This window comes from Sulfitobacter sp. M13, from assembly GCF_053474885.1.
This window is the reverse complement of sequence record NZ_CM130281.1, coordinates 3244695-3268679: the sequence shown is the minus strand read 5'-3', so window position 1 is coordinate 3268679 and position 23985 is coordinate 3244695. Positions and strand designations below refer to the sequence as shown.

The window sequence follows — 23985 nt, the reverse complement described above, 5'->3', positions numbered from 1 at the left end:
CGTTATTCCTTCCACGTGGCCAGCGCGTTCACCGCCGCCACTGTAATCGCAGAACCGCCCAAACGCCCCTGCACAATCATCGACGGCACCGGCAAATCCTGCATCAGCGCGTCTTTGGATTCAGCCGCACCGACAAACCCCACGGGGCAACCGATGATGGCGGCAGGGCGCGGACAGTCGGGGTCTTCGAGCATATTGAGCAGGTGAAACAGCGCCGTCGGCGCGTTGCCGATGGCCACCAAAGCCCCCGCCAGATGCGGCCGCCACAGTTCCAGCGCTGCGGCAGAGCGCGTGTTGCCCATCTGCTGCGCCATGTCCGGCACACGCGGGTCGCGTAGGGTGCAGATGATCTGGTTGTCGGCGGGCAAACGCGTGCGTGTGATCCCTTCGGAGACCATATGCGCATCACACAGGATCGGCGCGCCGTCTGCCAGCGCCGCCCGCGCAATCTGCGCCATATTTTCAGAAAACTGTACGTGCTTTTCCAGCCCTACCAGACCGGCGGCGTGGATCATGCGCACGGCCACACGCTCCTCGTCGGGGGTAAAGCGGGCCAGATCGGCCTCGGCGCGGATGGTGGCAAAGCTCTCCAGATAGATCGCGGCGCCGTTGGTCTCATAGGTGTGGGGCACTCAAAGCCTCCTGTCTTGAATTTGGGTCACTGTCAGCGGCGCGCTTTGCGGCGGGTCGCCCGCGCGCCCGTGGCGGATAAGGGTGAAATGCCCGTCGTGGCTGGCGGTCAGCGTGACGGGGGCAGGGGCGGGGTGGGCGCAGCCTTTGGCACAGCCGGAGATATGGATCGTATCGTCGCTGTCTGGCGACAGATGCGCGGCGATGGCTTGGGCCGCATGGCGTGTGTCCGACAACGCCTGACGGCAGCCGGGGGCACCGGTGCAGACCTGTACACGGCGGCGCGGATCATGGGGGGCGGTGATGAAATCGGGCAGCGGCTCCGTGATCGCGGGCCCTTCGATCAACACCATGCGCCACGGCGTCAGCCGCAGCGGGCCAAGGTCTGCGAGCTGCGCAAAGCTCTCTGCCGTGGTCTGGCCAAAGGCAAACCCGATCAGCGTGCCATGGGCGGTCACACTCGGTTCTGGCGGTGCAACGGCGGGCAAGGGCGGCGTATCAGCCGCCTCGGGCGTGCCTTGCGTTGCGATATGTGCCGCCATGCGCCCGCGCCCGTCGGTCACGCCGCCGGTGTTCAGAAACCATCGCGCCAGCGCGAGTGCGGCATCTACCGCCGTATCCACAGTCACTTGCTGGCCCATCTTGGCCCCGTCCGCACGGCAGATCAGGCCCGCGGCGCTGCGTTCGATGCGGATATCGGCAGAGGTGTCCGTCAGCACAGGTTGATTGCCGCAATCGATAGCAAAGCCGAACTTGCTCGGCAGGTCGGGCGCATCCGCAGCAGCAAGTGCCGCGCCAAGTGATTGTGCCACGCGGTGGCTGTCTTCACCGGCCTGCCAGAACGGCGTGACGGTGATATTGCGCCGTGCTTCGGCAGCCAGATCATGATCGACAAGGCCAATCGCGCGCAGCCCATCGATCAGCGCAGCATGGCTATCGGTTGTCACCCCGCGCAGTTGCAGGTTCGCGCGGGCGGACAGATCGATCATGCCGTTGCCATGGGCGCGCGCCAGCGCAGCAACGCGGCATATCTGGTCAGGGCTTAACCGCCCCATCGGCACACGCAGCCGCACCACGAGCCCGTCCCCCGACATCATCGGCCGCAGCGCACCGGGGCACCAGCCAAAGACTTGCGGTGCGCTCATGCGGGGCTTCCCAATTCGGCGAGGACAGAGTTGCGGCGCGATGACCAAAGCCCCGCACGGTGCAACGCATCAAACCGCGCGCGCAACGCGGCAAGCGCCTGCGGATTGGCATCTTGCATAAAGTCGACCAAATCATCCCGCCCCAGCGTGGCATCGAACATCAGGTCGAACAGGTGGTCCGGCACAACGCCCGCCAGATGCGCAAAGGCGGCAAGGTGATCCAGCGTCGCCGCGATCTCGGCGGCACCGCGAAAGCCATGCGCCATCATGCCGGTGGCCCAATCAGGGTTGGCGGCACGGGCGCGCACGACACGGGCGAGTTCCTCGGTCAGGGTGCGGGCACGGGGCTGGTCGGGGCGGGTGGCGTCCAGATGATACAGCGCGGCAGCACCCCCCTTGCCCAAACGCCGCATCGCGGCGGCAAAGCCGGCCTCGTGTGCGGCGTAATCCTCGGCCATCAGCAGATCGGTTTCGGGCAGGTCTTGCAGGTGTACGAAACTATCGGCCCGCGTCAGCTGCGCCTCGAGCGCGTCGCGGGCATAGGTGATCTCTCCGCGGGCGTCGATCGCATAGGACGACGCGGCCAGCCAGGCCTCTCCCGCCGCTGCGCGTGCGTCGTCCGAATAATCGTCCATCGCGGCACCGATCCCCAACCCATAGGTTCCCGGGCGCGGGCCAAAGACACGCGGGGTCTGGATCAGATAGGGATTATCGGCAGCGCTTTCGGGGCGTTCGGCCAGCTTGGCAATCGCCGCCTCGAACAGCTGTGCCAGTCCGGGGAACATATCGCGGAACAGCCCCGACACCCGCAGGGTCACGTCAATGCGCGGGCGGTTCAGCAAAGCGAGCGGCAGAATGTCGAACCCGCTGACGCGGTCGCTGCCGTCATCCCAGCGGGGCGACAGACCGGCCAGATGCAGCGCCATGGCAAATTCCTCGCCCGCGGTGCGGATGGTGGCAGAGCCCCACATGTCCATGACCAACCCCTTGGGCCAGTCGCCGTGATCCTGCAAATGCTTGCGCAGCAGTTCCTCGGCGAGCTTCACCCCTTGGGTATAGGCCGCCCGCGACGGTACAGCACGCGGATCGGTAGTGAACAGGTTGCGCCCCGTGGGCCGCACATCGCTGCGCCCGCGATAGGGCGATCCCGAAGGGCCGGGGGGCACGAACCGCGCAGACAAGGCCGCGATCAGCCCGTCGATCTCGCTCGCGCCATGATCGCCTGCACCAAATACATGCAGCCCGTCACCGTATTGCGTTTCCTTGATGTCGCAGACAAAGCGGTCGATGCGGGTCAACGCCTCTGCCGCGCTGGCACTGGCATCAAGACCTAGGTCCTGCTCTACGCCGCGGCCCTGCGCTTCGGTGCGGATATCAGCGATCAGCCGGTCGCGCCGCGCGGGGTCGAGCCCGTCTGCGGTAGAATATTCGTCGAGCAACCGTTCCAACCGGCCAAAGTCTTCGGGCAGTTTCGACGCCACGAGCGGCGGTGGCATATGCCCCACGGTGACGGCCCCGATGCGGCGCTTGGCCTGCGCGGCCTCGCCGGGGTCGTTGACGATGAAAGGATAAATCACCGGCATCGGACCAATCAGCGCCTCGGGCCAACATACCTCTGACAGGGCGACGGATTTGCCCGGCAGCCATTCCAGCGTGCCATGCGCACCGACATGCACCATCGCATCGGCCTGTTGCTGTAGCCACAGATAGAACGCGACATAGCCCGTACGCGGCGTGCGGCTCAGATCGTGATAGTCGTCGTCCCGTTCGGCCAAAGTGCCGCGTTCGGGTTGTAGGGCAACCAGCAGCTTGCCACTGCGCAGCGCCGGAAAGCAGAACGCCCCGTCGTGAAACAGCGGATCGTCCTGCGGCGCGCCCCAGCTTTCGGTCAGGTCATCGCGCAGCACCTGCGGCAGCTTGGCAAGGGCGGCTTTGTAATCCTCCAGCGGCCAACGGATGGTTTCGGTGCCCAGACGGCTGGCCACAGTTTGCGTATCGGCCAGCGCATGGGCATCGACGTCATATCCCTGCACCGCCAACTGCGCTGTCATTTCGCGCAGGGACGCCAGCGCATCTAACCCAAGCGCATGGGCCATGTTCCAGTCCTTGCCGGGGTAGGTCGACAGCACGACCCCAATGGACTTTGCCGCATTGTCCTGCACGCGCAGCTGGTGCAAACGCAGCACCCGATCCGCAATGAAATTCACACGCGCTGCATCGGCGCGGTGTGCGAAACGGCTGTATTGCAACGCCTCGTCCCGTTTGCCGGGTTGTTTAAAGCTGACGACGCCGCCAAACAGACGGCCATCCACCTCGGGCAGCACGACATGCATCGCCAGATCGGTGGGCGACAGCCCCCGCTCTGATCCCGCCCAATCGCGCCGCCGCGCGGTGGACAGGGCGACCTGCACCACGGGGCAATCGCTTGCCCCCAGAACCAAAGGATGGTCCGGCCCGCGCTGGGCGGAAAAGGCGGTGGCGTTCACGATCACCGCCGGATCAAGCCGGGCAATCTGCTGCGCGATCCACGGCGCTGTGTCACCCTTGAGGCTGGGTGCAAACAACCCAATGGCGTCAAAACCGCGCGCCTCCAGCGCCGTGATCAGCGCATCCACAGGATCGGTATCGGCGGCCGTTAGATAGGACCGGTAGAATGTCACAATGGCGCGGGGCTTGTCGGATGGTTCCGGCGCGGGGATCACGCCTGTGTGGGGCTGGTAAAATCCTGCTTCGGGTACGGTTTTGGCCCCTTTGGCCGGCCCCGCATAAAGCCCTGCGGCCAGCGACAATTGCGCCAGTGCCGCCTGCGCAGCCACCGCCCCGCCCGTATCGCACAGATGTTGCAAGCGTCTTAACGTCGAATGGGGGAGCGTCGACAGCGCGTCGAGCCGTGGGTCGGGTTGGCCGTCCGCAGGCAGCACCGCCAGCGCGATCTGCTGTTTGCGCGCCATATCTTGCAGGGTGGCAAGCCCGTAAGGCCAATAGCTTTCGCCCCCGATCAGCCGCACCAAAACCGCCTTGGCCCCCGCAAGGGTCTGTTCGGCATAGGTATCGACCGACAACGGATGTTTCAGCGCCACCAGATTGGCCAGCCGCAAAGACGGCAGCCCGCCTTCGGCCCGATGCCAGCCCGCCGCGAAAGCCCCCAGATCACTGTCTGAAAAGGACAGCACAACCAGATCCGCCGGCGTCTGCCCCAAGTCTTGGGGCAGGTCGCTTTGATCCAGTCCGTGGCTTTCGCGAAAGACGACATGCATGGCAGTTTAGCCCTCTAGCACCGCGCGGATCGCGGCTTCGTTCACGTGATCATGCTCTGCGATCACGACCAGCTGGCTGCGGCGCGGCGTGTCCCCCCAAGGGCGGTCGAACTGGCTGCGTACACGTTCGCCCACGGCCTGCACCAACAGACGCATCGGTTTGTCCTGCACAGCGATATAGCCTTTGACGCGCAGGATTTTCTGTTCGCGCGCCAGCCGCAGCACGGCGGCCTCAAGCGTGGCGACATCGGCGACTTCGCCCATGTCGATCACAACGCTTTCGAAATCGTCATGCTCGTGGTCATCATGCCCGTCGTGGTGGCTGGGGCGTGCGTCGATGTCATCCTCGGCGGCGGCTTCGAGCCCCAGTACAACGCGCGGGTCAATCACGCCTTCGGTCATCGGAATGATCGGCAGCTTGCGCGGCGCGTGGGCCTCGATCACCTTGCGCGCGGCTTCTACGCCTTCGGGGCCCGCCAGATCGGCCTTGGACAGCAGCACGATATCGGCGCAGGCAATCTGGTCCTCAAAGACTTCGGACAGCGGCGTTTCGTGATCCAGACTGTCATCCGCGTCGCGCTGCGCAGCGATGGCATCCAGATCGGGGGCGAACTGCCCGCTCGCCACGGCTTCTGCATCGGCAAGGGTGATCACGCCGTCCACGGTGATGCGCGACCGGATTGCGGGCCAGTCAAACGCCTTGAGCAAGGGTTTGGGCAGCGCAAGGCCGGAGGTTTCGATCAGGATGTGATCCGGCGTTTGCGGCAAAGCCATCAACGCCTCGATCGTGGGGATAAAGTCATCGGCCACGGTGCAGCAGATGCAGCCGTTCGCCAGCTCGACGATGTTCTCGGCGGGGCAGTTGTCGATCGCGCAGGATTTCAGGATATCGCCATCCACACCGGCGGTGCCGAATTCATTGACCAGCACGGCCAGACGCTTGGAGCCCGCATTTTCCATCAGGTGACGGATAAAGGTGGTTTTGCCGGCACCCAGAAAACCGGTGATCACGGTGACGGGAATTTTGGTAAGGTTGGTCATTCGGTAGGCTCCTGTGGGGGAATGCGAGCAATGGATTGTTTGCGGAAAACCACGGGGCGTTCACGCCAGGGTACCACGCCGTCGGTGGTCTGGGCATAGGCGGAGACGCCGTTCACGATGTCGGACAAATGGGCGTCGGTGTCGAGATCGCCGTACACATAGGTCCAGCGTGACGGACCGCCCGACAGAACCATCGAACAGCCCCGCGAACAGGCCGACAGACATTCGGCACCGCGCAGTTGCACACCGTCAGGCAGTTGCCCCGACAGCGCGTCAAACAGCTGTTGGCCGGGGCGCGGCGCGTCCTCGGGGGTGATCTGACCTGCGCGGCAGGTGGTGCAGATGGTGACGGTGACCGGTTGATCCGTGGTGGTCATATCTTGCCTCATACGTCGATGGGCCAAGGGGGATCGCCAGCAGCGAACGACATGCGAACAGCGTTCTAGGCCAGTCGCGAAACACCCCGTTCGCCCGTTACAAACTATGCTGGCAGGTCTCCCGGCTTGCGGATCTAAGGCAGCTTGCCTTGCAACTTTTCACCTTCCCAGCCATCGGGCCAGTGGTTGAAAGGTCTCTCCGGTCACGGTCGCGGGGGCGGCTGCGCTTGGCGCTGACCCAAGGCTGGATCAATGCGTATCGCGTTCCCTCTTCGCCTGTCTGGGACAGGAACCAACATACGCCCTGCATTGGTCATTTGCCCGCCTCTGTCAAGCAGCGGCTGTCATAACGCGGGGGCCAAACCCGCTTTGCGCGGATTTTACCGCGACCGCCCCCCCGTGCCGGCGCGCTGCGGATGCTTGACGGGATCATCGCAGGCTGACACCAAGGGCTGCAAGAAAAACACGAGGTTCCGCCATGCCCACCCGCGCTATCATGATCCAGGGCACCGGGTCGAATGTGGGGAAATCCATGCTGGTGGCAGGGCTGTGCCGCGCCGCGACGCGCCGCGGTCTCTCTGTTGCGCCGTTCAAGCCGCAGAACATGTCGAACAACGCCGCCGTCACCGACGATGGCGGAGAGATTGGCCGCGCCCAGGCCTTGCAAGCGATTGCCTGCGGACGGCCCCTATCGGTGCATATGAACCCCATTTTGCTGAAACCGGAAACCGACAGCGGGTCACAGGTGATCGTGCAGGGACACCGCCACAGCACCCTGCAAGCGCGCGATTTCAGCAAGGCCCGCGCAGGGCTGATGGCCCCCGTGCTCGAAAGTTTCGGTATCCTCGGACAAAGCGCCGATTTGATTATCGTCGAAGGGGCGGGCAGCCCGGCTGAAACGAACTTGCGCCAGAACGACCTCGCTAACATGGGCTTTGCCCGCGCCGCAGGCGTGCCTGTCGTGCTGGCCGGCGATATCAATCGTGGCGGCGTCATCGCCCAGATCGTCGGCACGCAGGTGGTCATGGACCCGGAAGATGCAGCGATGATCACCGGCTTTCTGGTCAACAAGTTTCGCGGCGATGTCAGCCTGTTCGACGAGGGATACCGCGAGATTGAACGCCGCACCGGCTGGACCGGTTTTGGCACCCTGCCATGGTTCGCCAATGCACATCTGCTGCCCGCCGAAGACGCGGTGGACCTGTCGCGTGCCCCATCGGCGGGCGGTTTCCACATCGTCTGCCCGATGCTGTCGCGCATCGCCAATTTCGACGACCTTGACCCGCTTGCGGCAGAGCCGTCGGTGCGCTTGACCATGGTGCCCCCCGGTACGCCGCTGCCCGCCGACGCCGATCTGGTGATCCTGCCGGGCACGAAATCCACCCGCGGCGATCTCGCATTTCTGCGCGCTCAAGGGTGGGACATCGACCTATATGCCCATGTGCGGCGCGGCGGCGCGGTGTTGGGAATTTGCGGCGGCTACCAGATGCTGGGCCGGTTTATCGAGGATCCGCAGGGCTTTGAGGGACCTGCGGGCCGCGAAGAGGGGCTGGGCCTGCTGGATGTCGAAACCCGCATGGCACCGGACAAGACCCTGACCCGCGTCACCGCAGACCACACCGCGACCGCCACGCAGATCGACGGCTATGAAATCCACATCGGCCACACCTTGGGGCCCGATTGCACCACCCCGTTCTCGCGCATCAACGGTGTGCCAGACGGGGCAGGGTCGCGCGACGGCAAGATCAGCGGTACCTATCTGCATGGGCTGTTTACGAATGACGCGTTCCGCAGCGCGTGGTTACAACAGCTGGGTCTGGCTGCGGGTCCGACCTCCTACAGTCAGACCGTCGAAGACACGCTCGATGCGTTGGCCGACCACATGGAAACACATCTGGACGTGTCTGCGCTGCTGGCGAGTGCCGCGCCGGTTGCATAATGCAGGCCTGACCTTTGGTCACGATCACGACGCTTGCTTAATTGCGGGATCGCGGGGATACATGCTGTCAAATTTACGCAAAGGACCTCTCCAATGGAACGTAACCTGACCCTCGTCGCGCTGTTTGCTGCCCTGATTGCAGCGCTTGCGTTGATCCCGAAATTCACGCTTGGCTTTGGCGTGCCGATCACGGCGCAAAGCCTTGGTATCATGCTCTGCGGGACCGTGCTGGGGGCCAAACGCGGCGCGCTGGCGGTATTGCTCTTCCTGCTGCTGGTTGCCCTTGGCCTGCCGCTTCTGGCGGGTGGAAACGGCGGGCTTGGTGCGTTCATGCTGCCGTCGTCGGGCTTTTTGATCGGCTTTCCCGTGGCGGCTTTTGTCACCGGCCTGATCGTTGAAAAATGGTACGGGCCATCGCTGACCCTCGTTGCAGCCGTCGCCTCGGTCATCGGCGGGATTGTCGTGCTTTACATCTTCGGGATCATTGGCCTGTCGATCGCGTTGGACAAATCGTTGCTTGAATCCGCTGCCCTTGTCACCGTGTTCATCCCCGGCGACCTGATCAAAGCAGTGCTTGCAGGCTTTATCACCAGCGGCCTGGCCAAGGCGCGCCCTAACAGCGTCCTGTCCCGCAGCTGATCGACCACCACTAGATTGAAAGCATCCCGCGCATAGCGGGATGCTTTTGCCGACGCCCAGACCTCTTTAGGCCAGCCGCCTATCCGCGTGCATACACATCCTCGTAGCGGATAATGTCATCTTCGCCGAAATAGCTGCCGGTCTGGACCTCGATCAGCACCATGGGCAGCTTTCCCGGGTTCTCCATCCTGTGAACGGACCCGAGCGGGATGTAGACCGACTGGTTCTCGCTGATCAGTTTCACCGTCTCGTCCACGGTCACTTTCGCGGTGCCTTCGACCACGATCCAGTGTTCCGACCGGTGATGATGGCTTTGCAGGCTGAGCGCGGCACCGGGGTTCACAACGATGCGTTTCACCTGAAACCGTCCGCCGATCACAAGGCTTTCGTACCACCCCCAAGGCCGGTAATCGCGCGGCAGTTGCACCGCTTGGCTGGCATCACGTTTCTTGAGCGCATCAACGGCTTCCTTCACCCGCTGCGCCTGCGATTTGTCCGCGACCAGCACCGCATCGCCCATGGCGACGGCGATGATGTTGTCCAGCCCGATGCCCACCAGCTGCAACCCGTCGGTTTCCGACCGCAGCAGGGTGCCCGCGCAGTCAATCGCCGTGGCATTGTCGGAACAGACATTCCCCGCCGCGTCCGGCCCGCTTTCCAGCCAGACGGCATCCCAACCGCCCAAGTCGGACCAGCCCGCGGCGAAAGGCATCACCGCCAGGTTATCTGCCTTTTCCATGATCGCATAATCGACAGAGATATCATCGGCTTGGCCCCACGTCTCTGCCTCGAGACGGGTAAACCCCAAATCCGAATCCGCCCCGTCGAGCGCTGCGGTGACAGCGCTGATCAGGTCGGGGGCGTGGGTGTGGTAAGCATCAATGATCGCCTGCGCGGTAAACAGAAAAATGCCTGCATTCCACAGGAAATTCCCTGCCTCCAGCATCGCGGTCGCTGTCGGGCCGTCCGGCTTTTCGATAAAGCGCGCAAGGGGTTGCGGGGATTTGGCTGTGGCGTCTGCATCCTCGGCAAGCTCAAGATAGCCATAGCCCGTTTCGGCCCGCGTGGGCGTGATGCCGAATGTGACCAGGTCACCGGCCTGCGCCCGCGGAACGGCCGCCTGCACCGTCTGGGCAAAGGCATCACTGTCGGGGATCACATGGTCCGACGGGGCCACCAGCATCAGCGCCTGCGGATCAGTTTGTGCGACGTATAGTGCGGCGGCGAGGATTGCAGGGGCGGTATTGCGCCCGTCAGGTTCAATCAAGATCGCCTGCGCCGTCATCTCGACCTGCGCCAGTTGTTCGGTCACGATGAACCGAAAAGGGTCCCCAGTCACAATGATCGGAGCGGCAAATTCGGGGCCGGACAGGCGACGGGCAGAGATCTGGAACAGACTTTCGTCGCCCATCAGTTTGGCAAACTGCTTGGGGTAGCATTTGCGCGACAGTGGCCAAAGACGTGTGCCCGACCCGCCGCAAAGAAGAATGGCTTGCATCATCGGGGCATTTAATCTGAAAAATTCTAACGAGAGATTAATCAAATGCGAGTGATTTAGCTCCGCAGTCTTTCCTTCGCCAAAAACCAATCATAAGTCTCGCGCAACCCGTCTTTCAGACAAATGCGCGCGCGCCATCCCATATCGGCCAGCCGCGAGACATCCATCAGCTTGCGCATTGTCCCGTCGGGCTTGGACCTGTCGAACACCAGCCGCCCTTTAAACCCTGTGACCTCTGCCACCATCTGCGCCAGCTCCGCGATGCTGACATCGCGGCCCGTTCCCACGTTGATATGGCTGCGCATGGGTTGGGTGTGCGCGGCGTAAACGTCACGCGGCAGGTCGAGCACAAACAGCGACGCCTCGGCCATATCGTCCACATGTAGGAATTCCCGCATCGGTTTGCCGGTGCCCCAGATCACGACCTCTTCCAGCCCGTCCCGTGCGGCCTCGTGGAAACGACGAATCAGGGCGGGCAAGACGTGGCTGTTTTGCGGGTGAAAATTATCCCCCGGCCCATAAAGGTTCGTCGGCATCAGGCTGCGATAATCCGTGCCATATTGCCGGTTATAGCTTTCGCAAAGTTTAATGCCGGCAATCTTCGCAATGGCATAGGGCTCATTCGTGGGCTCAAGCGTACCGGTCAGCAGCGCCTCCTCGGCCATCGGCTGCGTGGCGTCGCGCGGATAGATGCAGGAGCTGCCCAGTTGCAGCAGCTGTTTGACCCCCGCCCCAAAGGCCTGATGGATCACATTGCATTCGATCATCAGGTTTTCGTAAATAAAATTAGCGGGGTAGCTGTTGTTCGCCATGATCCCGCCGACCTTGGCCGCGGCCAGTATCACCACATCAGGCAGCTCTGTCGCCATAAAGTCGCGCACCGCTGCTTGATCGGTCAGGTCCAGTTCCGCATGGGTCCGCGTGACCAGTTCAAGTGCTTCGCCAGCATCCACCCTCGACTGCAAGTGGCGCAAGATCGCAGCACCGACCATGCCGCGATGCCCTGCGATATAAATCTTCCGCATAGGCCTATCCGTTCTCGAGCGAGATGGGCAGATCCAGCCCGTGCTCTTTCAGCAACGCATGCCGCCGCGCGACCTTGAGGTCATTCGCCACCATCTCGGCACACATCTCTTGTGTGGTGATCTGCGGCTCCCAACCCAGCTTTTCCTTCGCCTTGGCGGGCGACCCTAGCAGCGTCTCCACTTCGGCGGGGCGGAAATACTGCGGATCAATGCGCATCACTACATCGCCGGGGCTGACTGCGGGGGCATCATCACCGCGGACGCTGTCGACGATTGCGCACTCGTCTAAACCCGTCCCTTCGAACCGTAGGGTGATCCCCAGCTCTGCCGCAGACCACGTGATGAACTGGCGCACGGGATACTGCACGCCGGTAGCGATCACAAAATCTTCTGCCGCGTCTTGTTGCAGCATCATCCACTGCATACGCACATAATCCTTGGCGTGGCCCCAATCGCGCAGCGCGTCGATGTTACCCATATACAGGCATTCCTCCAACCCCTGCGCGATATTAGCCAACCCGCGCGTGATTTTGCGCGTGACAAAGGTTTCGCCACGGCGCGGGGATTCGTGGTTAAACAGGATGCCGTTGCAGGCATACATGCCATAGGCCTCACGGTAGTTTACCGTGATCCAATAGGCGTACATCTTGGCCACGGCATAGGGGCTGCGCGGGTAAAAGGGTGTTTCCTCCGTCTGTGGTGTCTGTTGCACCAGACCGTACAGCTCAGAAGTTGATGCTTGGTAAAAGCGCGTCGTTTTTTCCAAGCCCAGAAACCGGATTGCCTCAAGCAGCCGCAAGGCACCGTTGGCGTTTACCTCAGTTGTATATTCAGGGGTCTCAAAGCTTACCGCGACATGGCTTTGCGCGCCAAGATTATAGACCTCGTCCGGCTTCACCTCGCGCAGGATCCGCGTCAGGTTCGAACTGTCGGTCAGGTCGCCATAGTGCAGGATCAGATCGGGGTTAACCTCGTGAGGGTCTTGATAAATATGATCAATCCGCTGGGTGTTCAATGACGACGACCGCCGCTTGATCCCGTGCACCTCATACCCTTTTTCCAGCAATAACTCCGCTAGATAGGACCCGTCTTGACCGGTAATACCGGTGATCACTGCACGTTTTACCATCAGGGCCCCTAAATGAAAAATGTGCCTGCCTTGGGGGCAGACACATCAACATTTACTCAACTTAAGGGGTTCTGGCGAGTCTTGATGCAATCAGAAGGTTTGGTCGTAGTCGCCAACGTCAGGCTCTGTCCGGATTATCGCGTCCAGATCGGCAAAGATCGCGCGCAGTTCTTCTTCGGAGTCAGAGCTTTCGCAGACCACCACAAGGTTCGGCGTGTTGGACGATGCACGCACCAGTCCCCAGCTGCCATTATCAAGGATCACCCGCGCACCGTTCACGGCCACGACCTCTTTCACCGGACGACCACCCAGTTCGGTTACGTCTTTCAGCTTGGCGACGATCCGGTCGAGAATGTTGTATTTATCCTCGTCCGACGCATAGGGCGACATGGTGGGCGTCGAGAACGTGTGGGGCAGGGCGCGGCGCAGGTCCGACATCTTCATATCGGGGTTGCGGTCCATCAGTTTGCAGACCTCGACCGCGACGCGCATGCCGCAGTCATAGCCACGCCCGATGGGTTCAGCCAAGAAATAGTGGCCGGATTTTTCAAACCCCGCCAGCGCGCCCAACTGTTTGACCCGCCGTTTCATGTGGCTGTGGCCGGTTTTCCAGTAGTCCGCCGTCGCCCCATTGGCCTTCAACACGGGGTCAGATGCATAAAGCCCGGTTGATTTTACATCGGCGACAAAGGTGCTGTTGGGATAGATCGCGGACAGGTCGCGCGCCATGATCACGCCCATCTTGTCGGCGAAAATCTCTTCGCCCTCATCATCGACGACACCACAGCGGTCACCGTCGCCGTCAAACCCAAGCGCGAAATCCGCACCCGAGGCTTTCACGCTGTCGGACATGTCATGCAACATTTCCATCGCTTCTGGGTTCGGGTTGTAATGCGGGAAGGTGTAATCCAGCGTGTTGTGGCTATCGACGACCTCTACCCCCAGACGGCGGAACAGTTCGGGCGCAAATGCGGCGGCCGTCCCGTTACCGGTGGCGCAGACGACCTTGAGCTTGCGGGTCATTTTGAAATCGCCGACCAGATCATCCAGATAGGCTTCGCGCACGCCGTCGACGAATTCATATTTACCGCCCGCGCGCTGTTCGCCACGCCCTTCCAGCACGATATCGCGCAGCTCTGCCATTTCGTCGGGGCCGTGGGTCAACGGGCGTTCAAAGCCCATCTTAACGCCCGTCCAGCCATTGGGGTTATGCGAGGCCGTGACCATCGCCACCGCGGGCGCATCCAGATGGAATTGCGCGAAATAGGCCATGGGCGATAGGCAGGGGCCGATATCCTTGACGTGAATACCTGCCTGTATCAGGCCTAACATCAGCGCATTCTTGATCGACAGGGAATAGTCGCGGTAATCATTGCCCACCGCGATGACCGGTTCGATCCCGCGCTGTTGCATCTGGGTGCCCAGACCAAGGCCAAGCGCTGTGATCCCGGGCAGGTTGATTGCCTCGGGGTACTGCCAGCGCGCGTCATATTCGCGAAACCCGGTGGGGACGATCATCGGATCGCGCAGAAATTCCCATGTGTTCGGCGTAACTTTGTTCAACGGCTTGGTCATGAAAATATCCTGATCTATCGGCGTTTAAATATTGCTCTCTTCGATAGAAGGAATGCCCGCAGGGATCAACTGACAGCTTGGGCGCGGGACGGTTATTTGCCGAGTGCGCAGCCGGCTGCCCGTCAAACGATCTGCACCGATCGAAAGCGGGCGGATACGAAAACGCCCCGCCCTTTGGTAAAAGGACGGGGCGCAGAGGCCTCGAACAAGGTGACCCTTAGCCGATGATGGCGTTCAACGTGGCCGAGGGGCGCATAACCGCTTCGGTCTTGGCAGGGTCGGAATGGAAGTACCCGCCCAGATCGACCGCTTTGCCCTGAACCTCTGCCAATTCGGTCATGATCTTATCCTCATTCGCGGCCAGCTTTTCCGCGATGGGGGCAAAATGTTCGGCCAATGCGGCGTCGTCGGTCTGGCTTGCCAGCGCCTGTGCCCAGTACAGAGCAAAGTAATAGTGGCTGGCGCGGTTGTCCGGCTCACCTACTTTGCGCGATGGCGATTTATTGTTGTCCAGAATGCCTTGGGTTGCCGCGTCTACCGCTTTGCCCAATATGCCCGCTTTGACGTTGTCCTTCTGGTCCGCGAGGAACTTCAGGCTTTCCCCCAACGCACAGAATTCGCCCAAGCTATCCCACCGCAGGTGGTTTTCTTCAACCAGCTGCTGCACGTGTTTCGGGGCCGAACCACCAGCACCGGTCTCAAACAAGCCACCGCCCTGCATCAGCTTCACGATCGACAACATTTTGGCCGAGGTGCCCAGTTCCAGGATCGGGAACAGGTCGGTCAGATAGTCGCGCAGTACGTTGCCGGTGATCGCGATCGAATTCTCACCCTTGCGGATCGTCTCAAGCGTCTGGCGTGTCGCCTTGGCGGGGGACATGATCTGGAACTTGTCCGCAACGCCCTTGGCTTCAAGGATCGGCGTCACATAGGCGATCAGCTCTGCGTCATGGGCGCGGTCCTCGTCCAGCCAGAAGATCGCCTCGCAGCCTTCGGCTTTTTGACGATCAATGGCCAGCTGTACCCAGTCTTCGATAGGGGCCTTGCGGGCCGACGCCGCGCGCCAGATATCATTCGCCTCGACGGCATGCTCTGAAATCACGTCGCCATTGGCGGCGATCATTTTAACAGTTCCATCAGCCGGAATCTCAAAGGTGGTGGGGTGCGACCCGTATTCCTCGGCTTTTTGCGCCATCAAACCGATGTTTTGCACAGTGCCCGAAGTGGTCGGGTCCAGTGCGCCGGTTTCTTTGAAGTAATTAATGCTTTCTTCATAGACGGGGGCGTATGAATTGTCAGGAATCACGCAGTTGGTGTCGTGTTCCTTGTTATCGGGGCCCCAGCCTTTGCCGCCGGCGCGGATCAGCGCGGGCATGGACGCGTCGATGATTACGTCGGATGGGACGTGCAGGTTGGTGATCCCTTTGTCGGAGTTCACCATATACATCGGCGGACGTGCATCTATCGCGTCTTTGACGGCTTGGGTGATCTCGGCGTTATCCTTGATGCGGACCATCATGTCGCCGATGCCAGCGTTCGGGTTCACACCCGCCGCCTTCAGCGCATCATCGTATTTGTCGAACACGGGCTTCAGGTATTCACGCACGGCGTGGCCAAAGATGATCGGGTCAGACACTTTCATCATCGTTGCCTTCATGTGCAACGAAAACAATGTGCCTTCTTTCTGGGTCTCTTCGATCTGCTCGGCCAGAAACTTGTCCAGCGCTTTGGCCGACATATACGTGGTGTCGACGACAGTGCCGGTAGGAAAGCTCACGCCGTCCTTCAAGACGGTCTCGGAGCCGTCAGCGCCGACGTGCACGATTTTCGCGGCACCGGCTTGCGCGTCGGTCAGCGTCAGGGATTTCTCGTTCGAAAAGAAATCACCGCCCGACATAGAGGACACTTTGGTTTTGCTGTCCTTGGACCATGTGCCCATCGAATGGGGGTTCGCCATGGCGTATTTCTTGACTGCATTGGCTGCCCGACGGTCAGAGTTACCCTCGCGCAGAACAGGGTTCACAGCCGAGCCCTTGATCGCGTCATAGGCCGCACGGGCTTTCTTTTCGGCATCCGTGCTGGGGGCTTCGGGATAGTCGGGCAGAGCGTAACCCTGACCCTGCAGTTCCTTGACCGCGGCAACCAGCTGCGGCGCCGACGCCGAAATGTTCGGCAGCTTGATGACGTTGGCATCCGGCGTTTTCACCAGATCGCCAAGGATCGCCAGATCATCGGATTGCTGTTGCGCCTCGGTCAGCGCGTCTGGGAAGGCCGCGAGAATACGCCCTGACAGGGAAATATCGCGGGTGCCCACAGAAACGCCCGCCGCATCGGCAAAGCTGCGGATGATCGGCAGCAGCGAATAGCTCGCCAGTTCGGGGGCCTCATCGACCTGTGTGTAAATGATGTCGGGTGTCTGCGTGTCAGCCATGGTATCCAGCCTTTCCTAAAGTTTGGTATGCGATAGTACACTTAGTTTGAAATATCCACCTCCACTGCGCTGCCGGGGCCGTGAAAGTGCACCGCGTGGCGGCGAAGCGCGCAGGGCAACGATCGTGCCATCCCATAGCGCGGGACGCATATATGGAAAACGAATCACTTGTCGGCCCTATGCTGTTAATCAAGTTGAAAGTGTTTTCGGTAACACACGTACAGGTTCGGCGGTTTAGCGTATGCCGTGTCGCTCTGTTCACAGGTTCAACCATCGGGTGCTGGCTCCTTGTGGTATTAGGCGATTCTTTACAATTTCGGGTCGCAAACACATTCAGATATCGCTAAGCGCTGCCAAATTCGCTCTTAACGACCTGAAAAGCGGGGATATTGATAGCGTTTGTAAAAAAAGACGATGCGACGCAATAATAAGAGACGCAGGGCATATTCCGGTACTGCCAGACTGCGCAGGATGCAGATCAAAAGATCATAAGACCTGACTGAAGGGGCCGTGCTGTCATGACTGACCGAAAGGAAGACGGGACAAGCAAAGACGGGCGCATTGCCCGGGGCGAGATTACCCGCGAGCGGGTGCTTGATGCCGCCGAACGTTGCTTTGCCGAACGGGGCTTTGATGCGATCAGCATTCGCCAGATCGCCCGAGAGGCCGATGTGACCCTTGGCGTTGTTGGCTTTCACGGGGGCACGAAGCAAGAGCTTTTCCTGACCGTTTTGGAACGCCGGGTCGAAACCTTGAATGCGCAGCGTGTGTCCAGACTGTCCGCTTTGAAAGCCACCGAGAGGCTGACGCTGGAAACCCTGATCGACGCCTATGTGACGCCCTACCTCGAAATCGCCTCGCGCGGGGATCCGCAATGGCGCGCCTATGCGCAGCTGGTGGCGCGGATCGTGTCCGACGAACGCTACTATCTCGAAGCCGGGCCGCTTTATGACCGTGTCGCTTCTGTCTACCTCGACGAGATGGAGCGTCTGCGTCCCGATGCGGGCCGCGAACAGCTTGCCGCGCTGCTGTCGCTGACCGTGGCCTCGATGGTTTCTATCGTCGCGAGCGGCATCCGCATTGCGGGGTTGGCGCAAAGCGAAGTGCCCGACAGTCCCATGGCGTATCGTAATCTGTTGCTTGATTTTTGTGTGGGTGGCGTTCTGCGGGCGCTTGAGCCAAAGTGCTAGAAAGCTCAACACGATAAAAGGCCCGTCATCATGAAATCCTATCCCAAAGTCTGGTTCCTGCGGCACGGTGAAACCGAATGGAACGCAGAGGGAAGGGTGCAGGGCCAAACCGAATCCGTGCTGTCTGAACGGGGCAAGATCCACGCCCAGCAACAAGCTGAACTGATGGCCCCGATCCTTGCGCAGAACCCGCCCTGCATCGTGTCGCCGCTGAAACGGACACGACAAACCGCTGACATCGCGTTGGGCGGGCGGGATTACCAGACCGACGATCGCCTGAAAGAGATTTTCGCCGGCAGTTGGGAGGGACACCTGCGCGCCGATATCTTCAAGACCCTCCCCGAGGGCATCACGCCGCAAAGTCCGCATATGGAATTCTATTGCGCCGCCCCCGATGGCGAAGGCTTTGACGTGTTTCAGGCGCGGGTGAATGCCTTTGTCGACACCCTGACCGAACCCACCGTGATCGTCGCCCACGGGCTTAGCGGGCAGCTTTTGCGCGGTGCGCTTTGTGGCCTTAGCCGCGACGAACTGGGGCAGCTGTCGAACGGTCAGGGGTGCGTCTACGTGCTGGAAAACGGCGCAGAAACGGTGTTGTCGCTTGACTAGGGACGTTTCGGCCGTGGCCCCTTGCTGTGTCGCCATCGTGGGCTGCGGGCTGATCGGGGCAAGCTGGGCGGCCTTGTTCCATCATGCCGGCCATACCGTGCGCGCATGGGATCCCGACACGGGCGCCCGCGACGGGTTTGCCGCCCGCGTGGCGGGGCCTTTGACGCAGCTGCAAAAGATCAAGGCGGGTGACGCACAGCAGGGCGGCCTGACCGTCCACGACAGATTAGAGGACGCTCTTCGAGGCGCGGTACTGATTCAGGAAAACGCGCCCGAAAACATACCGCTGAAACACCGGCTTTATGCCCAGATCGAAGCGGCGGTGCCGCGCGATGTGATCATCGCCTCCAGCACCTCGGCGCACCCGTGGTCGGACCTTGTACCGGGGATGCACTCCCCCGACCGGCTGATCACCGCGCATCCGTTCAACCCGCCGCATCTGGTGCCGTTGGTCGAACTCTATGGCCCTGACCCGAAAGTGGTCGACTGGGCCGAAGCATTCTACCGCGGCCTCGGCTCCGCCCCCGTGCGATTGAAAAAAGACGCGGTAGGGCATATCGCCAACCGTCTGTCGTCGGCCCTATGGCGCGAGGCGGTGCATATCGTTGCCGAAGGCATCGCGGATGTCGACGCGGTGGACATGGCGCTGGTCAACGGGCCGGGGCTGCGCTGGTCGGTCTTGGGGGCGCATATGGCCTATCATCTAGGCGGCGGCGCGGGCGGCATGGCGGGCTATCTGGAACACTTGGGGCCAAGCCAGCAAAAACGCTGGGACAGTTTAGGTTCGCCCACTCTGGACGCCGACACCCGCGCGCGTCTGGTGGAGGGTGTAAATACCGAAGCCGCAGGCCGAAGCATCACCCAGCTCGAGGCAGAGCGCGACGCAGCCCTGATCGAACTTGCGCAGATGCGACAGCGCTTGGCAGGGCAAAAAGATTAGGGCGGGGTCAACGGCCTAGAGCGGCTTGCGCGCCCGCATCGCCGCCGTGATCGTCCCGTCGTCGAGGTAATCAAGCTCGCCGCCGATGGGGACCCCTTGGGCCAGCGACGTCAACCGCACCTGACCTTCCAGCTGGTCGGCGATGTAATGCGCCGTGGTTTGCCCGTCGATGGTGGCGTTGAGCGCCAGAATAACCTCGGATACGGCATCTTCACGCACACGGTCGATCAGACGTGGTATGCGCAATTCCTGCGGGCCAATAGCATCCAGTGCCGACAGCGTGCCGCCCAATACGTGATACCGCCCCTTGAACACGCCGGACCGTTCCATCGCCCATAGATCGGCGACATCTTCGACCACGCAAATCTCGCCATTGGCGCGTTTTTCCGAAGTGCAGATATCGCAGACGTCCGTGGTGCCGACATTGCCGCAGTTGATACATTCACGCGCTGTCGCCGCCACAGTCTGCATCATGTCGGCCAAGGGGGTCAGCAACAGCGCGCGCTTGCGGATCAGATGCAGCACCGCCCGGCGGGCCGAGCGTGGCCCCAATCCGGGCAGGCGCGCCATCAGGTCGATGAGCGCATCAATGTCGCGTGTGCTGCTCATCCGTGGACCCCCATGGCGTTGGTGTGAAAGAGTTTTAATGCTTTCGGCGAGGATTTAACCCCATTTGGAAGGATCAGAACGGCAGCTTCATATCCGCGGGCAGACCCATGCCTTCGGTCAGCTTGCTCATCTCGGACTGGGCGCGATCGGTGGCTTTGCTTTGCGCGTCCTTGATAGCGGCGAGGATCAGGTCTTCGACGACTTCTTTTTCGTCGCCGTTAAAGATCGACGGGTCAATATCCAGCGACTTCAGCTCGCCCTTGGCAGTGCAGGTCGCCTTGACCAGACCGGCGCCGGATTCACCTTCGACGATGATATTGTGCATGTCTTCTTGCAGTTGGGCCATCTTGCCCTGCATCTGCTGCGCGGTCTTCATCATTTTGGCCATGTCACCCATGGCACCCAAACCTTTAAGCATGTGGTCGTCTCCTGTAGCTTTATTTGCTTATGTATATGCGGTCTTTGCCGCGGTCCGACAAGGGGGGCAGAGGCCAGAGAGGCGGCGAAGAGACCGGCAGGCTCAGTCGTCCTCGAAGGGGTCCCATTCGTCTTCGACCTCGGGCAGCGCTTCGGACACAGCGGCGGCGGCGATTTCTTCCGGCGTGCGGATCGACAGGATCTTGGCCCCCGGAAAGCTCGCCATGACGGCCTGCATCAGCGGATGGTTCTCGGCCTGCGATTTCAGCGCGTTTTCCTTGGCGTCGCGGATTTCGGCAATGGTTTTGGCGCTGCTGTCGCCCACGATGGTCACAGCCCAGCGGTTGCCGGTCCACAGTTGCAACCGCGTGCCAAGGCGCTGCGCCAAATCGCGGGGGGCGGTATCTGTTGGGGTGAATTCGATCCGGCCCGGTTGGTAGGCCGCAAGGCGGACCGAGGTCTCGACCTCCACCAGCAGCTTGACGTCACGGTTGCTGCGGATCAGTTCGACCACATGTTCAAAGGTCGGATATTGGGCCAGCGCTGAGGACACGGCCGGTGCAAGTGCTGCCATCGTCGCCCCACCAGAGGGCCCGCCCGACATCTGCTGGCTGCCCATTGCGCCGGTCGATCCACTACCCGAGGGTACCGCGGCACCCCCGCCCGGACCTTGTGGCGGGGCAGGGGGAGGCGTGGCGCTGGCCAGCTTGCGCGCCAGTTCTTCCGGGCTGGGCAGATCGGCGACATGGGTCAAGCGGATCACTGCCATTTCGGCGGCCATCATTGCATTCGGGGCGCTGGCGACTTCGTCCAGTGCCTTCAGCAGCATCTGCCACAGACGGGTCAGCACGCGCATTGGCAAGGTTTCGGCCATGGTCACGCCTCGGGTGCGCTCTTCGGGGGAAACGGTGGGGTCTTCGGCGGCATCGGGGGTGATCTTGACCACGGATACCCAGTGGGTGATCTCGGCCAGATCGCGCAGCACGGCCATCGGGTCGGCCCCATCCGAATACTGGTTGCCCAGCTCGTTCAGCGCGCCTGCCGCATCGCCGCGCAGGATCATATCGAACAGGTCCAGCACCCGCCCGCGGTCCGCCAGCCCCAGCATCGCGCGCACCTGCACGGCAGATGTTTCGCCCGCGCCATGGCTGATCGCCTGATCCAGCAGCGACGTCGCATCGCGCGCCGACCCTTCGGCGGCACGGGTGATCAACGCCAGCGCGTCATCGGCAATCTGTGCATTCTCTGCCGTGGCGATCTTGCGCATCAGCGCGATCATTACCTCGGGTTCAATCCGGCGCAGATCGAACCGTTGACAACGCGACAGAACGGTCACGGGCACCTTGCGGATTTCGGTCGTCGCAAAAATGAATTTGACGTGCTCGGGCGGTTCTTCCAGCGTTTTCAGCAGCGCATTGAACGCCCCTGTCGACAGCATGTGCACCTCATCGATGATATAGACTTTGTACCGGGCCGAGGCCGCGCGGTAGTGCACGCTATCAATGATCTCGCGGATGTTGCCGACGCCGGTGTTCGATGCGGCATCCATCTCCATCACGTCGACGTGGCGGCCTTCCATGATGGCGACGCAGTGTTCGCACACGCCGCAGGGGTCCGTCGTTGGCCCGCCGTTGCCGTCCGGCCCGATGCAGTTCATCCCCTTGGCGATGATTCGCGCCGTGGTGGTTTTACCGGTCCCGCGGATGCCGGTCATGATGAACGCCTGCGCGATACGGTCCGCCTCGAACGCGTTTTTCAGCGTGCGTACCATCGCGTCCTGACCGACCAGATCGGTAAAGGTTTCAGGCCGGTATTTGCGGGCCAATACGCGATAGGCAGAGGGTGCTGTCATGACGATCCTGCAAGATTCGATTAAGGCCCTGAACCTAGAGCATCCAAAGGATGCCGCCAACCGCAACCGAGGCAAAGCTGAAAATCACCGCAAGTGTCTTCATCCGCGCATTGGGTTGGGCGTTGGCATGGTGGTCGTTCAGCCGGTCCAGCGTTTTGGTCGCCGCATCATGGGCCGCCCAGAAAATGTAGACCGCCGCCACGACAAAGATCGAGGCCACAGCTTTCGCGGCCCATGTCGGGTCGAAATCCCCAAACACCGCCTTGAGCCCGATCGCCACCGCAAGCGATGCCATGCCGGTGCGCATCCATCCCGCAAAGGTGCGTTCATTCGCCAGGATCGTGCGGTCTTCGGCCCAATCGGTGCGGTTCTCGGCCAGTTCATTGCTTTTATTCATTGAACTATTGTGCGCCTCGCGCGTTACGCTGACAATAATATTTGACATAGCGGGGACAGAATTATGCGGTTGCGTGGCATCAGACGAAGCAAAAACGTAGAGGTGCGCCGCGGCGGGGGCGGTGGGGGTGCCGGTCGTGCGGGCGGTCTGGGGATCGTCGGCGTTCTGGCTGTGCTGGCAATCGGGTATTTTACCGGAATAGACGTATCACCCTTGCTCGGTGGTGGCGGCGCGCCGCAAACCCAGCAGGGCGCACCCGTGTCTGAAAGTGACGGCGAAGCCACGCAATTTACCGCACAGGTTTTGGCCACCACAGAAGATGTGTGGGGTGAGATTTTCCCACAGCAGTTGGGCCGTGAATATGTCCCGCCCAAGCTTGTTGTCTTTTCAAACGTGACGCAAAGTGCGTGTGGCGGCGCATCTGGTGCGACGGGCCCGTTTTACTGTCCCGCCGATGAAAAGGCCTATATCGACACGCAATTCTTTGACCTTCTAGCACAGCGCATGGGGGCAGGCGGGGATTTCGCCGCCGCGTATGTCATTGCGCACGAGGTCGCCCACCATGTGCAAAACGAACTGGGTATCCTGCCTCAGGTCGACGCATTGCGCCGCCAGTCCTCCACCGCAGAGGCGAATGCCCTGACGGTCCGGCTCGAACTGATGGCCGATTGTCTGTCCGGCATATGGGCCAAAAACGTCCAGGGTCTGATGGAGCGCGGCGACCTGAACGAGGCATTGAACGCCGCCCGCAAGATCGGCGATGACCATTTGCAACGGCAGGCCGGTCGCGTCCCGCAACCGCATACCTTTACCCATGGCACGTCCGAACAACGCTCAAGCTGGTTCCAGCGCGGGTTTGATAGCGGTCAGGTCGGGCAATGCGATACCTTTGCCGCAGAGCAGCTGTAAGAGCGCTCGCAGGCCTAACGAAAAAATAATCAATATAAACAGAAGGTTAGGTTACCCATGGGTAACCTGATCTGTTGGTTGCAAGCGTGCCGAAATGCTGATGCGCAAATGCACCGGTGCAGGGCGTGGCGTGTGCTAATTTGTTGGTGAACTGGGCTACCCCTCTCGTGCCATCCTTTGGATGACACTGCGGGGCGGCGCGCATTTTGCTGTGCAAAATACGCTGGGGTGAGAGGCTGATAACGACCCAAGTGGGTCTCGTTACGGCTGCTTCCTTCCGGATCTGACCGAGTTGGCGAGGCACCTGCCCGCACCAACCTCTCACCGCCCATATAGTATAGGGCCAAAGAGAGTGCAAGACGGACCCAGAGCCGTT

20 protein-coding genes, 1 other RNA gene and 1 riboswitch are annotated in these 23985 nt (G+C 61.4%); of the genes, 6 read left to right on the top strand and 15 right to left on the bottom strand.

Annotation, left to right across the window (positions count from 1 at the left end; genetic code table 11):
- Positions 1–2: 2 nt before the first annotated feature.
- Genes ACVBAU_RS15820 through ACVBAU_RS15800 form a run of 5 tightly spaced genes read right to left on the bottom strand, consistent with a single transcriptional unit; the run spans position 3 to position 6450 of the window.
- The gene (locus ACVBAU_RS15820) at positions 3–632 is read right to left on the bottom strand and encodes a precorrin-8X methylmutase (protein ID WP_138924967.1); all 630 of its coding nucleotides are present in this window, start codon (positions 630–632) and stop codon (positions 3–5) included.
- The gene (cobG, locus tag ACVBAU_RS15815; protein WP_448327128.1) at positions 633–1775 is read right to left on the bottom strand and encodes a precorrin-3B synthase; all 1143 of its coding nucleotides are present in this window, start codon (positions 1773–1775) and stop codon (positions 633–635) included.
- The gene (gene cobN, locus ACVBAU_RS15810) at positions 1772–5032 is read right to left on the bottom strand and encodes a cobaltochelatase subunit CobN (protein ID WP_448327126.1); all 3261 of its coding nucleotides are present in this window, start codon (positions 5030–5032) and stop codon (positions 1772–1774) included. Before cobN ends, cobG begins: the two co-directional genes overlap by 4 nt.
- Before the next feature lie 6 nt (positions 5033–5038).
- A complete protein-coding gene (cobW, locus tag ACVBAU_RS15805; protein WP_138924970.1) occupies positions 5039–6073 on the bottom strand; it encodes a cobalamin biosynthesis protein CobW in 1035 nt (344 codons plus the stop codon).
- The gene (locus ACVBAU_RS15800; RefSeq protein ID WP_138924971.1) at positions 6070–6450 is read right to left on the bottom strand and encodes a DUF1636 family protein; all 381 of its coding nucleotides are present in this window, start codon (positions 6448–6450) and stop codon (positions 6070–6072) included. The genes cobW and ACVBAU_RS15800 overlap by 4 nt, the downstream gene beginning before the upstream one ends.
- Positions 6451–6544: 94 nt before the next feature.
- A riboswitch (cobalamin riboswitch) is annotated at positions 6545–6762 on the bottom strand.
- A gap of 166 nt (positions 6763–6928) precedes the next feature.
- Here ACVBAU_RS15800 and ACVBAU_RS15795 point away from each other — a divergent pair.
- Together ACVBAU_RS15795 and ACVBAU_RS15790 are read left to right on the top strand one after the other, a co-directional pair.
- The gene (locus tag ACVBAU_RS15795; RefSeq protein WP_448327124.1) at positions 6929–8389 is read left to right on the top strand and encodes a cobyric acid synthase; all 1461 of its coding nucleotides are present in this window, start codon (positions 6929–6931) and stop codon (positions 8387–8389) included.
- Between the two features lie 93 nt (positions 8390–8482).
- Positions 8483–9028, top strand: coding sequence for a biotin transporter BioY (locus tag ACVBAU_RS15790; protein ID WP_138924973.1), 546 nt, complete (start codon positions 8483–8485; stop codon positions 9026–9028).
- 79 nt (positions 9029–9107) lie between these two features.
- Here ACVBAU_RS15790 and ACVBAU_RS15785 read toward each other — a convergent pair whose 3' ends face one another.
- From ACVBAU_RS15785 to ACVBAU_RS15765, 5 genes are all read right to left on the bottom strand, one after another.
- A complete protein-coding gene (locus ACVBAU_RS15785; protein WP_448327123.1) occupies positions 9108–10529 on the bottom strand; it encodes a mannose-1-phosphate guanylyltransferase/mannose-6-phosphate isomerase in 1422 nt (473 codons plus the stop codon).
- A 53-nt stretch (positions 10530–10582) separates the two neighbouring features.
- Positions 10583–11551 (bottom strand): GDP-L-fucose synthase, encoded by a 969-nt coding sequence (fcl, locus tag ACVBAU_RS15780; protein WP_448327121.1) that lies wholly within the window; start codon positions 11549–11551, stop codon positions 10583–10585.
- 4 nt (positions 11552–11555) lie between these two features.
- Entirely contained in the window at positions 11556–12680 is a 1125-nt protein-coding gene (gene gmd / locus ACVBAU_RS15775; protein WP_448327120.1) for a GDP-mannose 4,6-dehydratase, read from the bottom strand.
- A gap of 90 nt (positions 12681–12770) precedes the next feature.
- Entirely contained in the window at positions 12771–14255 is a 1485-nt protein-coding gene (locus ACVBAU_RS15770) for a phosphomannomutase/phosphoglucomutase (protein WP_448327119.1), read from the bottom strand.
- Positions 14256–14472: 217 nt separating this feature from the next.
- The gene (locus tag ACVBAU_RS15765) at positions 14473–16686 is read right to left on the bottom strand and encodes an NADP-dependent isocitrate dehydrogenase (protein WP_448327118.1); all 2214 of its coding nucleotides are present in this window, start codon (positions 16684–16686) and stop codon (positions 14473–14475) included.
- Positions 16687–17204: 518 nt separating this feature from the next.
- Between ACVBAU_RS15765 and ACVBAU_RS15760 the strand changes: the two genes are divergently transcribed.
- Genes ACVBAU_RS15760 through ACVBAU_RS15750 form a run of 3 tightly spaced genes read left to right on the top strand, consistent with a single transcriptional unit; the run spans position 17205 to position 19425 of the window.
- A complete protein-coding gene (locus ACVBAU_RS15760; RefSeq protein ID WP_448327117.1) occupies positions 17205–17876 on the top strand; it encodes a TetR/AcrR family transcriptional regulator in 672 nt (223 codons plus the stop codon).
- A gap of 30 nt (positions 17877–17906) precedes the next feature.
- On the top strand, positions 17907–18485 hold the full coding sequence (locus ACVBAU_RS15755) for a histidine phosphatase family protein (protein ID WP_138924980.1): 579 nt from the start codon (positions 17907–17909) through the stop codon (positions 18483–18485).
- 13 nt (positions 18486–18498) lie between these two features.
- Positions 18499–19425, top strand: a complete 927-nt coding sequence (locus ACVBAU_RS15750; protein ID WP_448327116.1) for a 3-hydroxyacyl-CoA dehydrogenase NAD-binding domain-containing protein — start codon at positions 18499–18501, stop codon at positions 19423–19425.
- A gap of 15 nt (positions 19426–19440) precedes the next feature.
- On the opposite strand, the gene recR is transcribed toward ACVBAU_RS15750, so the two are convergent.
- From recR to ACVBAU_RS15730, 4 genes are all read right to left on the bottom strand, one after another.
- On the bottom strand, positions 19441–20034 hold the full coding sequence (recR, locus tag ACVBAU_RS15745) for a recombination mediator RecR (RefSeq protein ID WP_448327114.1): 594 nt from the start codon (positions 20032–20034) through the stop codon (positions 19441–19443).
- A 73-nt stretch (positions 20035–20107) separates the two neighbouring features.
- Complete coding sequence (locus ACVBAU_RS15740; RefSeq protein WP_138924983.1) at positions 20108–20452, bottom strand: YbaB/EbfC family nucleoid-associated protein; 345 nt, start codon at positions 20450–20452, stop codon at positions 20108–20110.
- Positions 20453–20554: 102 nt separating this feature from the next.
- A complete protein-coding gene (locus ACVBAU_RS15735) occupies positions 20555–22303 on the bottom strand; it encodes a DNA polymerase III subunit gamma/tau (RefSeq protein WP_448327112.1) in 1749 nt (582 codons plus the stop codon).
- 34 nt (positions 22304–22337) lie between these two features.
- Positions 22338–22700 (bottom strand): DUF202 domain-containing protein, encoded by a 363-nt coding sequence (locus ACVBAU_RS15730; RefSeq protein ID WP_093731676.1) that lies wholly within the window; start codon positions 22698–22700, stop codon positions 22338–22340.
- 63 nt (positions 22701–22763) lie between these two features.
- Between ACVBAU_RS15730 and ypfJ the strand changes: the two genes are divergently transcribed.
- Positions 22764–23609: a KPN_02809 family neutral zinc metallopeptidase gene (gene ypfJ, locus ACVBAU_RS15725; RefSeq protein ID WP_448327109.1), complete on the top strand. Its 846-nt coding sequence runs from the start codon at positions 22764–22766 to the stop codon at positions 23607–23609.
- Between the two features lie 226 nt (positions 23610–23835).
- Here ypfJ and ffs read toward each other — a convergent pair.
- An RNA gene (gene ffs / locus ACVBAU_RS15720) (signal recognition particle sRNA small type) lies at positions 23836–23933 on the bottom strand.
- Between the last annotated feature and the right edge of the window lie 52 nt (positions 23934–23985).

What these genes read in the sequence shown, in the direction of transcription:
- cobG (WP_448327128.1), bottom strand. Translation starts at nt 1,775, where the DNA reads ATGAGCGCACCGCAAGTCTTTGGCTGGTGCCCCGGTGCGCTGCGGCCG.
- cobN (WP_448327126.1), bottom strand. Translation starts at nt 5,032, where the DNA reads ATGCATGTCGTCTTTCGCGAAAGCCACGGACTGGATCAAAGCGACCTG.
- cobW (WP_138924970.1), bottom strand. Translation starts at nt 6,073, where the DNA reads ATGACCAACCTTACCAAAATTCCCGTCACCGTGATCACCGGTTTTCTG.
- ACVBAU_RS15800 (WP_138924971.1), bottom strand. Translation starts at nt 6,450, where the DNA reads ATGACCACCACGGATCAACCGGTCACCGTCACCATCTGCACCACCTGC.
- ACVBAU_RS15795 (WP_448327124.1), top strand. Translation starts at nt 6,929, where the DNA reads ATGCCCACCCGCGCTATCATGATCCAGGGCACCGGGTCGAATGTGGGG.
- ACVBAU_RS15790 (WP_138924973.1), top strand. Translation starts at nt 8,483, where the DNA reads ATGGAACGTAACCTGACCCTCGTCGCGCTGTTTGCTGCCCTGATTGCA.
- ACVBAU_RS15785 (WP_448327123.1), bottom strand. Translation starts at nt 10,529, where the DNA reads ATGATGCAAGCCATTCTTCTTTGCGGCGGGTCGGGCACACGTCTTTGG.
- fcl (WP_448327121.1), bottom strand. Translation starts at nt 11,551, where the DNA reads ATGCGGAAGATTTATATCGCAGGGCATCGCGGCATGGTCGGTGCTGCG.
- gmd (WP_448327120.1), bottom strand. Translation starts at nt 12,680, where the DNA reads ATGGTAAAACGTGCAGTGATCACCGGTATTACCGGTCAAGACGGGTCC.
- ACVBAU_RS15770 (WP_448327119.1), bottom strand. Translation starts at nt 14,255, where the DNA reads ATGACCAAGCCGTTGAACAAAGTTACGCCGAACACATGGGAATTTCTG.
- ACVBAU_RS15765 (WP_448327118.1), bottom strand. Translation starts at nt 16,686, where the DNA reads ATGGCTGACACGCAGACACCCGACATCATTTACACACAGGTCGATGAG.
- ACVBAU_RS15760 (WP_448327117.1), top strand. Translation starts at nt 17,205, where the DNA reads ATGACTGACCGAAAGGAAGACGGGACAAGCAAAGACGGGCGCATTGCC.
- ACVBAU_RS15755 (WP_138924980.1), top strand. Translation starts at nt 17,907, where the DNA reads ATGAAATCCTATCCCAAAGTCTGGTTCCTGCGGCACGGTGAAACCGAA.
- recR (WP_448327114.1), bottom strand. Translation starts at nt 20,034, where the DNA reads ATGAGCAGCACACGCGACATTGATGCGCTCATCGACCTGATGGCGCGC.
- ACVBAU_RS15740 (WP_138924983.1), bottom strand. Translation starts at nt 20,452, where the DNA reads ATGCTTAAAGGTTTGGGTGCCATGGGTGACATGGCCAAAATGATGAAG.
- ACVBAU_RS15735 (WP_448327112.1), bottom strand. Translation starts at nt 22,303, where the DNA reads ATGACAGCACCCTCTGCCTATCGCGTATTGGCCCGCAAATACCGGCCT.
- ACVBAU_RS15730 (WP_093731676.1), bottom strand. Translation starts at nt 22,700, where the DNA reads ATGAATAAAAGCAATGAACTGGCCGAGAACCGCACCGATTGGGCCGAA.
- ypfJ (WP_448327109.1), top strand. Translation starts at nt 22,764, where the DNA reads ATGCGGTTGCGTGGCATCAGACGAAGCAAAAACGTAGAGGTGCGCCGC.